This window comes from Runella sp. MFBS21, from assembly GCF_029433105.1.
In the GTDB taxonomy this organism is placed as follows: domain Bacteria; phylum Bacteroidota; class Bacteroidia; order Cytophagales; family Spirosomataceae; genus Runella.
This window is the reverse complement of record NZ_JARNTW010000004.1, coordinates 152,731-168,482: the sequence shown is the minus strand read 5'-3', so window position 1 is coordinate 168,482 and position 15,752 is coordinate 152,731. Positions and strand designations below refer to the sequence as shown.

The 15,752-nt window shown below is 40.9% G+C and carries 12 protein-coding genes; 7 read left to right on the top strand and 5 right to left on the bottom strand.

From position 1 onward, the window contains the following. Window positions 1-80: 80 nt before the first annotated feature. The 7 genes from P1X15_RS11190 to P1X15_RS11160 all read left to right on the top strand — a co-directional run bounded on the left by P1X15_RS11190 (window position 81) and on the right by P1X15_RS11160 (window position 9,191). Window positions 81-419, top strand: a complete 339-nt coding sequence (locus P1X15_RS11190) for a cupin domain-containing protein (protein WP_277338212.1) — start codon at window positions 81-83, stop codon at window positions 417-419. A gap of 19 nt (window positions 420-438) precedes the next feature. Beyond that, the gene (locus P1X15_RS11185) at window positions 439-750 is read left to right on the top strand and encodes a DHCW motif cupin fold protein (RefSeq protein ID WP_277338211.1); all 312 of its coding nucleotides are present in this window, start codon (window positions 439-441) and stop codon (window positions 748-750) included. Between the two features lie 123 nt (window positions 751-873). Then, window positions 874-2,031, top strand: coding sequence for a homogentisate 1,2-dioxygenase (locus P1X15_RS11180; RefSeq protein ID WP_277338210.1), 1,158 nt, complete (start codon window positions 874-876; stop codon window positions 2,029-2,031). Window positions 2,032-2,083: 52 nt separating this feature from the next. Continuing rightward, window positions 2,084-3,322, top strand: a complete 1,239-nt coding sequence (fahA, locus tag P1X15_RS11175) for a fumarylacetoacetase (protein WP_277338209.1) — start codon at window positions 2,084-2,086, stop codon at window positions 3,320-3,322. Between the two features lie 33 nt (window positions 3,323-3,355). Then, the gene (locus tag P1X15_RS11170; protein ID WP_277338208.1) at window positions 3,356-4,207 is read left to right on the top strand and encodes a flavin reductase family protein; all 852 of its coding nucleotides are present in this window, start codon (window positions 3,356-3,358) and stop codon (window positions 4,205-4,207) included. Between the two features lie 334 nt (window positions 4,208-4,541). Beyond that, window positions 4,542-7,697, top strand: a complete 3,156-nt coding sequence (locus P1X15_RS11165; RefSeq protein ID WP_277338207.1) for a TonB-dependent receptor — start codon at window positions 4,542-4,544, stop codon at window positions 7,695-7,697. Window positions 7,698-7,709: 12 nt separating this feature from the next. Then, window positions 7,710-9,191 (top strand): RagB/SusD family nutrient uptake outer membrane protein, encoded by a 1,482-nt coding sequence (locus P1X15_RS11160; protein WP_277338206.1) that lies wholly within the window; start codon window positions 7,710-7,712, stop codon window positions 9,189-9,191. A gap of 70 nt (window positions 9,192-9,261) precedes the next feature. Here P1X15_RS11160 and P1X15_RS11155 read toward each other — a convergent pair whose 3' ends face one another. The 5 genes from P1X15_RS11155 to P1X15_RS11135 form a co-directional block, all read right to left on the bottom strand. Then, window positions 9,262-10,854, bottom strand: coding sequence for a serine hydrolase (locus P1X15_RS11155; RefSeq protein WP_277338205.1), 1,593 nt, complete (start codon window positions 10,852-10,854; stop codon window positions 9,262-9,264). Window positions 10,855-10,858: 4 nt separating this feature from the next. Next, window positions 10,859-11,596 carry a GDSL-type esterase/lipase family protein gene (locus P1X15_RS11150; protein WP_277338204.1) on the bottom strand — a complete coding sequence of 246 codons (738 nt, stop codon included), beginning with the start codon at window positions 11,594-11,596 and terminating at the stop codon, window positions 10,859-10,861. A gap of 165 nt (window positions 11,597-11,761) precedes the next feature. After that, complete coding sequence (locus tag P1X15_RS11145) at window positions 11,762-12,133, bottom strand: hypothetical protein (protein WP_277338203.1); 372 nt, start codon at window positions 12,131-12,133, stop codon at window positions 11,762-11,764. Window positions 12,134-12,240: 107 nt separating this feature from the next. Further along, window positions 12,241-13,614, bottom strand: coding sequence for a cytochrome-c peroxidase (locus P1X15_RS11140; RefSeq protein ID WP_277338202.1), 1,374 nt, complete (start codon window positions 13,612-13,614; stop codon window positions 12,241-12,243). 185 nt (window positions 13,615-13,799) lie between these two features. Continuing rightward, the gene (locus P1X15_RS11135) at window positions 13,800-15,173 is read right to left on the bottom strand and encodes a hypothetical protein (RefSeq protein ID WP_277338201.1); all 1,374 of its coding nucleotides are present in this window, start codon (window positions 15,171-15,173) and stop codon (window positions 13,800-13,802) included. Window positions 15,174-15,752 lie beyond the last annotated feature (579 nt).

Below are 15,752 nucleotides of genomic sequence, written 5' to 3'. Positions count from 1 at the left end.
TTCCTTGTCGTTTTCTAGATAGCCTTGTTCATTGGAAAATGGACGAGGCTATTTTGTTATTTTTGAAAAAATTTAACAGTATGCCTATCTCTATTCAAAATGCCGAACATTATACATGGGGGTCTGGTTGCGACGGATGGCACTTACTCAAATCCGATAGCCTCAGTATAATTCAAGAACGAATGCCTCCCACTACTGCTGAGCAGCGTCATTTTCATCATCATTGCCAACAATTGTTTTATATTTTGGCAGGAAAAGCTACTTTTATATTAGGAGATGAAACTTACACGCTTCTTCCGTCTGAAAGTATTCATGTACCCAAACAAGTGGCTCACCAAATTCAAAATAATCATACGGAAGATTTGCATTTTTTAGTCATTTCAGAGCCTAAATCTCACGGCGACCGCACCATACTATGATACCCTTCGAAATTACATCTTGGCAACAATTACTGCGACAGAACATAAAGGTGAAAGCGGTATGGCGTATGTTCGCACCAAAGATTACCCACTTTGTAAGGTCCGCTATATTCAATATTCAGCCTCCTACGAAGCCGATCATTGGTGTGCAAAAGGACATATCGCTTATTGTATTGAAGGACAACTTCTCATTGAGCTTTCGGATGGCTCACGTCATGTTATCCAGCAAGGAATGTCGTTTCAAGTGTCGGATGGGGAGCCTTCCCACAAAGTATATTCTGACATAGGTGCCGCTCTCTTTGTGATTGATGGGGCATTTTTAAATCCCTAAAAGCTATATCTCTTTTTCAAGGATAAAGGTATTAGGTTCATATATTTGTTATAACAAATATTGCCAAAGCATTTTATTTGTATAACTTTGCATATATATTATTGTATCCTAACCGAAACAGATATGCCTATTTATCATAAACTCGGAAAAATACCTCCTAAAAGGCACACTCAATTTGAGAAACCCTCAGGCGGTCTTTATTACGAACAGCTGTTTGGTACCATTGGTTTTGACGGTATGTCGTCATTGATGTATCATATACACCGGCCTACGATGGTCAAAGAGGTTTTGTCAGAAACAGATGTTTCGCCCAAAATCGCGGTAGAAAAAGGAATCAAAGCGCGTTTGTTGAAAGGCTTTGAAGTACCTCCCAAAGAAGATTATCTAGAAAGTCGTACTCGCTTACTCGTCAACAGCGACATTCATATTTCACTAGCGGCACCTCAGCACTCTCTTTCTTCTTATTTCTATAAAAATGCTGACGCCGACGAGTTATTGTTTATTCACCGAGGAAATGGTCAATTGCGAACGCAATTAGGCAATATCCGCTTTGAATACGGAGATTATCTTGTCATTCCGAGAGGTATGATTTATCAAATCGAATTCGATAGTGAAGACAATCGTCTACTTATCGCCGAATCGTTTCATCCTATTTATACTCCCAAACGCTACCGCAATTGGTTTGGGCAGTTGCTTGAGCATTCTCCTTTTTGCGAACGCGACTACAAACTCCCCGAAGTTTTAGAAACGCACGACACAAAGGGAGATTTTGAAATCAAAATCAAAAAACAAGGAAAAATATACAGTCTGCTCTATCCAACGCACCCTTTTGATGTAGTAGGATGGGATGGATACAATTTCCCTTATGGATTTTCGATTCACAATTTTGAGCCTATCACTGGACGTATTCATCAGCCCCCACCCGTACACCAAACCTTCGAAACCAGTGCTTTTGTAGTATGTTCGTTTTGTCCTAGACTGTATGATTACCATCCGCAGGCCATCCCTGCGCCCTACAATCACTCCAATATCGACTCCGACGAGATGATTTATTATGTAGACGGAGACTTTATGAGCCGCAACAATATCGAGCAAGGGCATATTACACTTCATCCTGGGGGTATTCCTCATGGCCCTGCTCCGGGAGCCTATGAGCGTAGTATCGGCAAAAAGGAAACTATCGAGCTTGCTGTCATGATTGATACTTTTAGACCCCTTATGCTTACCCAAGAAGCAATGTTGATTGACGATGGCAAATACTATCAAAGTTGGCTGGAATGAAACTTTTCATAACGGCTCTATTTTTTCTTTATATCACCAATCCTGAATTCAAATGTGGCTTTCGATAGACAAAAACACGGATTTTTCAATTCACAATTTACCTTTTGGCATCTTTTCTACCGCTAATACTCCCAAACGAGTAGGCGTAGCCCTTGGCGAATGGGTCATAGATATGCCTAAATTAGCGGAATTAGGAGCTTTTAATGCGCTTGAGTTTGATAAAACTGTTTTTCAACAAGATTTTCTTAACGCTTTCATGGCTACCGGAAAATATATTCGTGTGGCAGTAAGACAAGTGTTACAGCAGATTTTTGAAGATCCATGCAGCCCTTTTAAAACACATGCCGTAGATTTTTTAGTAGCTCAGCGAGAAGTATCCATGCATCTACCGGTCAAAATAGGAGATTATACCGATTTTTATTCGAGCGAGCAGCATGCTTTCAATGTAGGGGCGATGTTTCGCGACCCACAAAATTCGCTCTTACCCAACTGGAAGCACTTGCCTGTAGCTTATCATGGTAGAGCTTCTTCGATTTTTGTATCTGGTACCAATTTTCACCGTCCACACGGCCAAACACGCCCCGACGACACTCAACCTCCTATCTTTGGCCCTACCAAACGCCTAGATTTTGAACTTGAAATGGCTACCATTATAGCCAATGGCAATGAGATTGGCACGCCTATTTCGGTAGATGACGCCGAAAATCACGTGTTTGGATTTGTGTTGTTTAATGACTGGTCGGCCCGTGATATTCAGAAATGGGAGTACGTTCCTTTAGGTCCTTTTTTGTCTAAAAACTTTTTTTCGTCTCTATCTCCGTGGGTAGTTACGATAGAAGCTCTTTCTCCTTTTCGGATTCAGGCTTCTCCCCAATCCCCTCAAGTGCTACCTTATTTAAGAGGCAGCAATCTCACTAATTTTGATATTACGCTAGAAGTTTATCTTCAACCCAATCAAAATCCGCTTTCAGAAACCCTTTTGTGTCGTTCGAGTTTCAAAAATATGTATTGGACAGTATCACAGCAGATTGCGCATCATACTATCAATGGTTGTAATCTCAATACAGGCGATGTACTAGCTTCAGGAACTATCTCAGGGTCTACACCTGATAGTTTTGGGTCGTTGTTGGAACTGACTTGGGGAGGCAAAAACCCCATTGCCTTACCCGACGGCTCTACGCGTAAGTTTGTAGAAGACTATGACACTATTATTATGCGAGGTTTTGCGCAAAAAGGAGACATCAAAGTAGGATTTGGCGAAGTAAAAACCACTATCTTGCCTCCCAAATAATCTAAGTCTTCATCAAGGAAAATCTGTCAACTCATGCTTACTATCGACCCTCAGGCTGTTTCGGTTCCTATACTTCACCATTATCTACAAGGTGCCATTGCCCCTCGCCCTATTGCTTTCGCCAGTACTATTGACAAAGAAGGCAATGTCAATCTCAGCCCCTTTAGTTTTTTCAATTTGTTTGGTACAAAACCTCCAACGCTGATTTTTTCGCCCAATCGACGAGTAAGAGATGCCACCAATAAACATACGCTTGAAAATGTACAGGAAGTAGACGAAGTAGTCATCAATATGGTGGATTATGCAATGGTAGAGCAGATGTCGCTTGCAAGTTGCGAATACCCCAAAGGTACCAACGAATTTATCAAAGCAGGTTTTACAGAAATTCCCTCGCAGAAAGTAAAACCACCCCGCGTAGGTGAATCAAAAGCGGTATTTGAGTGCAAAGTAAAGCAAATCATTGCTTTGGGAGAAGAGGGTGGCGCCGCTAACCTCATTATATGTGAAGTCGTACTAGCTCATTTTTCGGAAGATATACTTGATGAAAATGGAAAGATTGACCAACAAAAAACCGATTGGGTAGCCCGAATGGGAGGGAATTGGTATGCAAGAGCTTCGGGCGAAGCCATCTTTGAAGTGCCAAAACCTAGCACCCAAAAGGGAATTGGTGTAGATACGATTCCTGATTTTATTAAATCTAATCCTTTATTTACGGGCAATGATCTAGGTCGTCTTGGAAATATCGAACAACTGCCTTTGACAAGCGAAATCCAAGAGTTTAGAAGTCTTCATCACAAAAGTGATTTATTGCAACTTGCTAAACAGTTTCTCTCAGAAGGGAAAGTGCATGAAGCTTGGTTAGCAATACTATCCGCTAGGGAGTAAATCTCTTTTATTTTCCCTAAAAATTCACCTCTCTTTATTTTTAGAAATTTATTTTACGGTTCAAAATCTGCCTGATTTTGAAAAGGGAGGTATTTTTTATCTATCAGATAATTAAACTTTAATTTTTCAAAAAATTATATAATTACAATATAAAATTATATAATTCAAATTTTTAAAAACAAGATTTTAACTAAAAAGGCATATATACATACAAAAACACAAAAAAATAAATCTAAAAATATGTCAATATACAATTTTATTAACTAAAATTGCACCGTGCTTTTTCACACCAAATAGTACAAAGCACTTGCACTTTATCAAAAACTAAATTACTATGAGAAAAATTTTATTGTTTTTTCTCCTCCTTTTGGGAGGGGCTGTTAGTACGTTTGTACATGCCCAAGACAAAACCCTAACAGGGAAAGTCACCGCTGATGACGGTTCTCCATTACCCGGAGTAAACATCGTTATTAAAGGAACAACCAGGGGGACCAACACAGATGCTGAAGGAAACTTTCGGATTAGCGCTCCTGCAAATTCACGCTTACTAATCAGTTATGTAGGCTTTGTAGCTCAAGAATTTGTAGTGGGGAATCAAACTACCCTCAATGTAAGTCTAGTTCCTGATGCAGCAAATCTAGAAGAGGTTGTCATCACTACTTTTGGTACTGCGAAGAAAGCTTCGTTTACAGGTTCGGCGGCCAAAATCGACGCTAGCAGCCTTGCTCCTCGTCCTGTCACCAACCTTGGGCAAGCGCTTGCTGGAGCTACTTCTGGGGTACAAACAACCGCCGGCAGCGGTCAGCCTGGTTCTGCACCTGAGATTCGCATTAGAGGTTTTGGATCTATTTCTTCTTCCAATTCTCCCCTTTATGTAGTAGATGGGATCCCTTATAGTGCCGACATTGCCAACATCAGTACTAGCGACATTGAGAGCATTACGGTACTCAAAGATGCAGCATCTACTGCTTTGTATGGAGCACGTGCTGCCAATGGTGTAGTAATGATTACGACCAAAAAAGGACAAAAAGGAGCTAGCAGCATCAACATCAAATACACTAAAGGTCTTAACACAAGAGCTTTACCAGAATATGACCGTGTAGGTCCTGCCGATTACTATGTATTGATGTGGGAAGCAAACCGTAACAACTTTGCTTATCGCGCTACAAGCCCTGTTCCGATGGCAACTGCCAATGCCAATGCTACGAGTGGTTTGGGAGCCATTGTAGGTTATAATGTTTATAATGTTCCGTTCAATCAGCTTGTAAATACCGACGGGGTGTTCAATTCAAGTGCCACAATGCTTTATAGCCCCGATGATCTCAACTGGGAAAAACCCATCATGCGTCAAGGTAACAGGGATGAGTTAAACCTCAACTTCTCGGGTTCAAACAACAATACTGACTACTTTGTTTCGCTATCATACTTAAACGACAGGGGATTCCTTATTCGTTCTGATTTGGAACGCTATACGGCCCGTTTGAATGTGAATAGCCAAATGAAACCTTGGTTTAGAACAGGAGCTAACATTACGGCTACTATTTCAAACTCAAACCAATCTGATGCCCCTGCCAACGGAGGAACTTCTTTTGTCAACCCATTTTTCTTTTCAAGAGGTATTGCCCCTATCTATCCTATTTATGCTTATGACCCTGCCAATCCTAGTTCTTTCTTAATGCTTGAAAATGGGAATAGACGCTGGGATTATGGTAACTTAAGCGCATTGGGATTGCCAAACAGACCTCAATACGGTGGTCGCCATATTATTTCAGAAACACTTCTTAACCAAAACTACTTCCGCCGCAATGTATTTGGAGGGCGTGGTTTTGCTGAGATTAGTTTCTTGAAAAACTTTAAGTTCACGGCCAATGTGGGTGCAGATATCACTAACCGCAACAACGTCACTTTCGGAAACCCCGAAATCGGAGACGGCGCTCCTGCTGGTAGAGCTACCCACGAATTTGAATACCTAGCTAGCTACAACATTTCTCAACTCCTCAATTACACCAAAACATTTGGTAGCCACGGAATAGAAGCCCTAGTAGGACATGAAAGCTACAACCAAATGAGCAACAACCTCGAAGGTTCTCGTTCTCAACAGATTTTGGATGGCAACTATGAGCTTGTCAACTTCACTACTACTACCAACCTTACTTCACAACTCAACCGTCGCAGAGTTGAGGGATATTTCTCAAGAATTAACTATGACTACGACCAAAAATACTTCTTGTCGCTTTCAGCACGGAGAGATGGTTCTAGCAAGTTTTATAAAGATGTACGCTGGGGTACCTTCTATTCTGTTAGTGGTGCTTGGAGAATAGCTCAAGAAAGTTTCTTAAAATCAATTCCCCAAATCAGTGCCTTAAAACTCAGAGGCTCGTATGGGCAAACAGGAAACGACGGCGATATCAGCAACTATGCTTGGCAGCCACTTTACGAACTAGGCCGTAACAATGCTACCGAAGCGGGTATTTTGCAGTCTAGTCTAGGAAATACCGCCCTTGAGTGGGAATCAAGCAATGCTTTTGATATAGCCCTTGAATTTGGTCTCTTCAAAAACCGTGTTACGGGAACTGTCGAATACTTCGACCGTCAATCTTCTAATTTGATTTTTGATGTTCCTTTGCCTTTGTCAACTGGTATCACTACTGTAACTCGCAATATCGGTACGATGTACAACAGAGGTATTGAAGTAGAGTTGGGTTTTGAACCCGTTAGAACCAAAGACTTTACTTGGCGCTTGGATCTCAATGCAACTTCTTACAAAAACAAAATCACCAAAATGCCTGATGAGAATAAAGAACTCATCGATGGTACTAGAAAACTTAAAGAAGGTAGCTCAATTTACGAGTTTTGGCTAAGAGAATTTATGGGTGTTAGTTCCACCACAGGGGAAGCTTTATATAGAGCTGCTAGCTATGTTCCTGCCAACTCTACTATCACCGAAAAAGGCGATACTGTCACTACCAATGTCAACAATGCCCGCTTCCATTACAATGGTTCAGCTATTCCTAAGCTTACGGGCGGTTTTACAAACTCATTCAGCTACAAAGGCATCACTTTGTCAGCACTGGTAGTATATCAAATTGGGGGTAAAATCTACGACGGTGCCTATGCTAGTTTGATGGGTGCTGGTTACCACAATGCCAAACATGTCGACATCTTAAAAAGATGGCAAAAACCTGGCGACATCACAGATGTACCAAGAATGGACGCGGGTCGTACTACTGATTTTGATGCTGCTTCTGACCGCTGGCTCATCGACGGAAGCTATATCAATATACGCTCCGTTACGCTTTCTTATACGCTCCCTAAACTTATTGCTCAAAAGCTATACTTAGGCAATGCTCAGGTATTTGTAAGTGGTGAAAACTTCTTCATAAAATCAAAAAGAAGTGGAATGAATGTTCAGCAAAATTTTGCAGGGACTACTGGTAACGTCTATAGTTCGGCCAAATCTTTGGTAATGGGTATTTCGCTTTCAATCTAAAATTTAAGAAATATGAAAAATAAATTCATTGTCATATTACTAGCTGTTGTATGCACAATAGCTACATCTTGCGAAAAGACTTTTCTTGATACTGCTCCTACGGCCAGTGTAGATGCGGCTTCGGCTTATGCCACGACCAAAAACGCTACTGCTGCGATTAATGGAATTTATAGAGCACTCATTTTGAGATACTTAAGCTCTCAGGGACATTCAGGGCATCCTGCTATGATGATTATCTTAGACCATATGGGGGAAGATCTTATCATCGGAACTACCGCCGCTAGCTGGCACGTAGGTGAAACCCGCTGGACAGCTCACCGCTCAGAAACAAACAATATGGCTCGTTTCCCTTATGAGTTATACTATCGTGTGATTGGAAATGCCAATATCGCTATTGCCAATATTGACAATGCTGTAGGTCCTCAAGCAGAAAGAGACCAAGTCAAAGGAGAAGCACTTGCACTACGGGCTTGGTCTTACTTCAATTTGGTCCAGCTTTATGGCAAAAGATACGACGCCTCGGCTAAACCCAATAGTCAACTAGGCATTCCTTTGGTACTTACTCCCACTACAGAAGGTCTTGCTCGAAATACCGTAGAGGAAGTATATACTCAAATCAATAAAGATTTACAACAAGCCGCTTCTTTGCTCAAAACTACGCGCGCTTTCAAATCGCATATCAATCTAGAAGTGACAAAGGGGATTTTGGCGAGAGTAGCGCTTACCCAACAAAACTGGGCTGATGCCGCCAAATATGCTGCCGAAGCACGTACTGGATTTGCATTAATGTCTGAGACACAATACCAAGACGGTTTTGCTGACATCACCAATCCAGAATGGATGTGGGGCTTTGACCACCTCGAAGATCAATCAGAGTTTTTTGGAGGATATCACTCATATATCTCTTGCAACTACAACTCGACCGTAATCAGAACCTATCCTAAGGTAATCAATAGCTTGCTTTATGACAAAATCCCAACCACTGACATACGGTCTAAAATGTGGGTAAAAGCTCCCACCGCTGCCAATTCGGTAGTACCTCCAGGAGGAGTACGAGTACCGTATCTCAATCAAAAATTCCGACTTCCTGGTACGCCTTCGACCAGTGCTATGGGAGATGTACCATACATGAGAGCAGCAGAAATGTATTTGATTGAAGCAGAAGCAAAAGCAAAATTAGGTGATGATGCTGGAGCTGCAAAGGCACTGTTTGACTTAGAAAGCAAAAGAGATGCCGCTTACAAACTTTCGACCAAAACAGGTGCAGCCTTACTAGAAGAGATTTACTTCAATCGCCGCATTGAACTTTGGGGTGAAGGATTTAGATTCTTAGACTTGAAAAGACTTAATCAACCCCTCAATCGTAACGGTGCCAATCATATTGCCTCTATCACAGTACTTTTTGATGTACCTCCAGGTGATGTTCAGTGGGAATTCTTACTTCCAAGAAGAGAACTTGATGCCAACAAAGCCATAGTCCAAAACCCTCTTTAAGCTTTATTTATTGGACAGTATATTTATACAAACGGCAGCTCAAATTGAGCTGCCGTTTTAATTTTTCATATCAAACAATCCGTTTGCCTTCAATAGGCAATCGTTTGTCTTTCGCTCCCGACATTCGATTGATGCTATTGTCAAAACTGACTCGAATTTTATCATCCTCAAAATAACATATCACATAATCTCGATGTGGTGACTCATAATACCTTATCGTGATTTCAAAGGTTTGAGGATCATTCCATACCCCACTAGCGGCTATTTTGGCGATTTTTTCTCCTCTTATTTTCTGAGAAGGAACCAAATTAGGACGCGGAAGATTCGTTTCTCCAAAAGCCCATTTTCCAATACCACAGACAATCTTATGAGTACCTTTTGCATCTTTCATTATCCACTCATAAGTATCTCCCTCTCGATAGGCCAATGATACACTCTCTATATTTTGGGGATTAGATTCCATCCGAAATGACTGACCTGATACTTTGGCGGCATTGACACGTAATACTTTCCCCTTAGGAGTACTAAGCGCCAAAGTACTCATCTGTTGTTTTAGTAGTTTAGTAGAAGCTGGGTTGGCAGGAAGAGGCTGGGACTTCATCGCAGGCAATAAATGTCTCCACACCAAATCCAATATTCCTTGCATATCGGGAGTTTCGCTTGTAATCGCAATCACCGCATCTTGGTCGGGCATTACAATTGTATATTGCCCATAAGCTCCATCACCACGGTAAGCATTGTGGCGACAGCGCCAAAACTGATAGCCATACCCCTGCAGCCAATCATTATCTTCCTTGGACCGTGTAGGTTTGGCAGGCGAAGGCTGCTGAATATGAAACGACGTAGCCTCTTCTACCCATGCTTTCGGGATAAGCTGTTTGCCGTTCCATACGCCTTTCTGTAAATAAAGCTGCCCAAACTTCGCCAAATCTTCTGTGCGTACTCTTAGGCCCCAGCCACCGGTATTGATTCCCTTGAAATCTTCTTCCCAGTCGGCCCCCTCTATTCCCAATGGTTCAAACAAACGAGGCTTGAGATAGTCGATTAGCTTCTGGCCTGTTACTTTTTGTACAATTGCTGAGCACATATAAGTAGCCATACTATTGTACAAAAACGTACTTCCGGGTTGGTTAGGAATGGGCAAAGCTAAAAACATTTTTACCCAATTTTCTTCATCTCTAATCCCCTGGCCTGTGGGGTCAACAGCATGCCCTACCGACATCGTAAGCAAATCTTTGATGGTGAGTGCCGCTAAATGGTCACTTACTTTGGGGGGCAAATCCTCTGGAAAAAACGAAACAACCAAATCAGACGTTTTGAGTTTTCCTTCTGCTATAGCCAAACCTACCGCAGTAGAAGTGAAACTTTTGCTCATCGAATACATCGTATGCCGTAAATCTGCCCGATACGGAGCCCACCATCCTTCGGCCACTACTTGCCCGTGCCTTACTATCATAAGACTGTGAAATTCGTGTTTGCTTTGGACAATGGCCTCCAAAAAAGCAAGGATACCCGCCGAGTCAACCCGTTGTAGCTCCGGCACACTTCGAGGCAGGCTCACCTTGACTTTAGAATACCCATCCAAAGAAAAAGCAGTAGATAGTGCTAAAGCGGCACTGGTCATTCCTAACTGCTGGATAAATTGGCGACGAGTTGTTTGCATCTGTTTACTTGTATTTTTTCTTTAAGACTGGCACAAGTACTTTGGCATATTCGCGATATCCTTGGGGATTGATATGTAAGCTATCTTTGGTATAAAGTTCGCTTTTTACCGTTCCGTTGGCATTGAAAAGCACAGGATTAATATCTACATAAGATAATCGTTTCCCTGTACTCATTGATTTTACCATGGCATTTCCGGCTTTTACAGTAGGCCAATGTTGACGCCGCGAAGGAGAGAGTTTCATGGAGACAAAACAAATATGAGTCTGAGGCAAACGCTTTTGTACAAGTGATACAAACTCCCGATAAGAATCAAACATTTGTTCGGGAGATTTATATTTTTTTCCAGTTAAGTCGTTTTCCCCGCCATATACCACAATGAGCTTTGGCTCATAGGGATACACCATTCGGTCTATATAATGAATAAGTTCAGGAATGGTAGAACCTCCAAAACCCCGATTTAAAATAGGAAGGGGAGCAAGGTCGGTTTGGATATCTTTCCAAAGCCGCCAGCTTGAACTTCCATAAAACAAAATACCGTCTTTTTTTATGCCATTGGTAGCATCCTCTTTTTCGTACTTTTGGATTTCGGCCTCAAAGCGATTAGGTGCATAGTCAAGTACAAAAGGCTCGGCAATAGGTTGATAGGTCAATGGTGCGTTTCGGTGACAAGCCCCCAAAATGGCAAGGATTCCCATAAGCAAAGAACCCCAAAGGAATTTGTGAAGAAAAGAAACTTTCATACATCTAAAAGAAGTTTCTTCTTCAAAGAAGATTTCGGGTGATTTATACGCTTTCTAAATCCAATAAAAAAGACTCTTTTTCAAGAGCCTTTTTCAAAATCTAATTTCAATGTTTATGCTTATAGAAGGTCTAGCCTTAATTTATCTAGCAAAGATTAGCTCTACTCATTTTTTTGAGGCATCTTTTTTACCTTCAAATACACTACCGTCGTAGTCCAAAACTACTTTGACAATTTGTTTTTCTTCATTGCGCAAAAAAGAAAACTTAGCCATATTATCGGCATTTTCAAATCTATCTATTGTATCTTTAATAGGCTTTAAAGGACCTTCTCTGTCTCCTGCTTTGACGTACAGGTTTCCTTCTTTGATGCTAAATTCGATATATTCAAAAGGAAGGTCTTCAAACTTAAAATTTCCCACAAACTCCTCTAGTCGAGGGCTGTCGGTCACTAATACAGATGCCGCTACCGACTGCGCTGCGGCTTCATAAATCAACCCCGTACTTGCTAACAGAAAACTTAAAAGGATTTTTTTCATTGATGTATTTTATTTTTTTATAAACATTAAGGAGGCTCAAAGTGGTTTTAATGCCTCACATTTCTTGTCAACAAATAAACCAATTTTTTTACAAAAAAATACAACATCTAAAAACCTAAATCTTTACGGCTTTGCGTATCATTGTTAGGAAAGCCAAGTCCCGAAGGCAAAGCTTGAGGTACATATCTTTTAAGATTTGGGTCATAGAGTCCTTCTTTGATAAAAGAAGTCAAATGCTGTATTTCCTCCTGCGTTAGTTGAAGAGGCTTAAACTCCTTGGCTAGTTGCGACGAAGGCACGCTTTTGTTTTGAGGTACTGCCGCATTTTTATAGGTAATCACCGACTCTATGGTTGTAAATGAAGCTCCATGTCCATAAAAAGGTGAATCTTTTAAATTATAAAGTTGAGGAACTTTAAACTTGTGCATATCGGAAGCCTTGCCTGTAAAGCCTCCTCTTCCTTTGTGCTCAGCTTTTTCGCTGCCTGCATTTACGACTACATTTGCCCCATAGGTTCCTTCGGTAAGATTTGACATACCAAGTGCGTAAAATTCCATATTGGCAAGAGAGGGACCATTGTGACATTGATAACAACCTGCTTTCCCAAAAAATAAAATTGCCCCTTGCTTTTGGCTCTCGCTCAAAGCGCTATATTCGCCTTTCAACCAGCGCTGAAAAGCTGCCTCATTGGACAATAAGGTCCGTTCGTAAGCAGCAATCGCCAGCCCTACGTTGATGACTGATTGTGCGGGGTCATTCAACGTTTTTAGGTCAAACGACTTTGCATATAAATCTCGATAGAGCGGTCGATTGAAGAAAAAATTAGGATTAAACCCTAACCGATGTACCCCTTGACCCGCAATAGCCTGCGTTTCGATGCCCTGAAACCCAAGTTTATTATTTTCTTTGGGCGTCCCTTTAGTCCAAGCAGCTTGCGTATTTTCGTTGAAATGAGTAGCGCCAAACTGGCCATTCCACAACATATTAGGTTGATAGGCCGCATTCATCGCCGAAGGTGTACGAATAGGCTGTACATCTACTTCATTAGGTTTGTAATCAGGCTTAATCGTACGAGCCTCTCCACTCAACCCAAAACCTGTGCCTCCATCGCCCATACCTTGCGGCACGCACGCCTGAAACCCTGCTTTGGAATGATGACAAGTAGCACATGAATAAGTTTGGTACCCTGATACTTTTTGAGGCGTCATTCCAAGACCTGTCTCATGAAATAGAAGTTTGCCTAGCTCTACCTTATCGGCAATAATGGGGTTTTTAGGGTCTTGAGGAATTTTATTGAAATCAGTACTAGCGGGCAAAATATAAAACTCTTTCCCTTTCCCTGAAGATGCTGCAGTAAGTACCTTCTCAAGCTCTCTATCAACTCCTTCTTGAACAGGCTCGTTGGCATTCGGATTACAAGCCCCAGAACTTATTATTAATACAACACCTATTGCTAGCTTAGTAAAATTTTGTTGAGCCATAGTAGTTAGGGTAATTATATACGATAAAAACTACTTTTTTATAAACAAAAATCTAGCCATCTTATGTCGATTAGAGATGATTTTGGTCAGGTTTAATGACAGTTTAATGTTTTTTAAATTTTATTAAAACACAAAAGCTCCCTAACAAAGGAAGCTTTTGGTATACATTGAAAACCACACAATTTTCATATAAAAATCTGATACTGAAGCGTCAAAGCTCCTTTTCTCCCATTAGCATTCAGCTGACCATTTACAGCATTTTGATACACGGGACGATTTTGGTAATCAAGTGTCAGTTTCGCATTATGACCTTTAAGTAGCCAATTGATTCCTGTACTATAAATCCCAGCCGTATTATTTAATCTCTGATAATCTGCCAATTGAGCCGATGCATAGGGCATAAGTGTGCCATTTTTACCTAGTAAGTCTGCTGCGCACAAATACCCTATCTGCCCATACACCACACTCCCTGTTCCAAACATCGGGAAAGCATTTCCTTGTGTACCAGATACTCCAGAAAGTGGCAACGTGGTTCCATTGGCAGGGTTCATGATACCATTGAATCGTAAATAATTTGTACCATAGTCAGTATTAAAATACCCTAAATAAGCCGAAATAGCTGTCCCTTTTTGTTTGTTGAGAGGCATATCCGCATACATCGCAATCGACCATAGTTTCAAGGCATTATAGACGGTGTCGCGTCCTTGGTTTTCGGTGCGCCACATCGCATTTTTTTGTGTAATAAACCCACCTTCTATGTTTAATATTTTCTTTTTACCTAAATAAGTACCTGTCATATAGGGCGTCTGATGAGTTTCTTTATCAAAGAAATTATAAATCAGATAGCCTTGATATTGCTTATGATGGCCTTTGGCGGCAAACGAAGAGTTGGTTGAAATAGCAGCAACGGGGTTTCCGTTAGTACCAATAGGAAAGGGATCGGTCAAGCCTAAACGATAATCCCACTTACCGACTTGCCCGCGTGCATACAAGGTCAGCTTTCGTGAAAACTCGTCGGTCTGATCTACGGTAGCTTGCGCAAATACTGGCACATCCATCGTCATGATAGAAGTTACGCTTGGCTGACTAAACCGCGAAAGACCATTCAAAATCGTAAGCCCCCCTCCTATTTTGAGCCAATCTTTGTTGGCAAAAGCCGAATATTCGACGACAGCATCATGGATAAAAAAGCCGATTTTACGGTTGGAAGCTACACCTTGAGCATTCCCTAAAGCAGGAAATCCGTTTAAGAAATTGAAATTGTTCATTCCCATTTGAAAGTATACAAAAGCGCGGTCGGTAATTTGCCCAAACATCTGCATACGCGTGCGGCGAAGTCCTAAATCTAAGGTTTGGGGCGATGCTTCGCCCACCACTGTAGTGCCGGGGTTGCTTTGATTATAACGCACCCAAGTTTGGTTCATAAATGTAACCTTAAAAAAATGAGAGCCTGATGGGTTGAGAGGGTATTTCAGTTCATTTTTTTCGCTCGCTTGAGGAGGAGTTTGAGCATATATTGAAAAAGTACAAAAAAGAAGAAACCAAAAAGAATGCTTCATGGCGTGATTATTTAGGTATTAGGTGTATTGTTTAATTAGAATAAAGTAAGCTTTTAAAAATTAATGTGAAAGTACATCACGATTTGGCCGTCAACTATTAATCGTAGTTTTCCTGCGAACTTATTATCTCAAAATCAAACAGTTATATTAACGCCACTGCTCCAAAAAACTGGATGATAAGCCGCCCCTACTTAACTACTTATAAATATATATGGTCGCAATAAACACCTTGAATAGGCAAAAAAACCTATAAGATTTTGGTAGTGGCAATCCTAAATCAAACCCGTTTAAATACTCATTTTAGTAGTTTTTGGGTACTTTGTGTAGGTGACAGGATTTTGAGGATATTAAATTGTAAAACTTATACCAATGTTTTAAGAAGCTAATTGTTATATTACCCACTCCATGTGCTATGACATTTTTACTTTTCTTTATAAATACAACTTATTTGGATATAATTCCCTATAGGTTTAAAGATTAGATTTTGTCATTTTCATTTCCAAAACTAAATCTTTAAGCCATACAAAAAACAGCGAATCTTTCTTTTTAATCACATCTTAATAATTTGCTGCCTCTACC

Coding starts and splice junctions, on each gene's coding strand:
- P1X15_RS11190 (WP_277338212.1), top strand. CDS start 81: ATGCCTATCTCTATTCAAAATGCCGAACATTATACATGGGGGTCTGGT.
- P1X15_RS11180 (WP_277338210.1), top strand. CDS start 874: ATGCCTATTTATCATAAACTCGGAAAAATACCTCCTAAAAGGCACACT.
- fahA (WP_277338209.1), top strand. CDS start 2,084: ATGTGGCTTTCGATAGACAAAAACACGGATTTTTCAATTCACAATTTA.
- P1X15_RS11170 (WP_277338208.1), top strand. CDS start 3,356: ATGCTTACTATCGACCCTCAGGCTGTTTCGGTTCCTATACTTCACCAT.
- P1X15_RS11165 (WP_277338207.1), top strand. CDS start 4,542: ATGAGAAAAATTTTATTGTTTTTTCTCCTCCTTTTGGGAGGGGCTGTT.
- P1X15_RS11160 (WP_277338206.1), top strand. CDS start 7,710: ATGAAAAATAAATTCATTGTCATATTACTAGCTGTTGTATGCACAATA.
- P1X15_RS11155 (WP_277338205.1), bottom strand. CDS start 10,854: ATGCAAACAACTCGTCGCCAATTTATCCAGCAGTTAGGAATGACCAGT.
- P1X15_RS11150 (WP_277338204.1), bottom strand. CDS start 11,596: ATGAAAGTTTCTTTTCTTCACAAATTCCTTTGGGGTTCTTTGCTTATG.
- P1X15_RS11145 (WP_277338203.1), bottom strand. CDS start 12,133: ATGAAAAAAATCCTTTTAAGTTTTCTGTTAGCAAGTACGGGGTTGATT.
- P1X15_RS11140 (WP_277338202.1), bottom strand. CDS start 13,614: ATGGCTCAACAAAATTTTACTAAGCTAGCAATAGGTGTTGTATTAATA.
- P1X15_RS11135 (WP_277338201.1), bottom strand. CDS start 15,173: ATGAAGCATTCTTTTTGGTTTCTTCTTTTTTGTACTTTTTCAATATAT.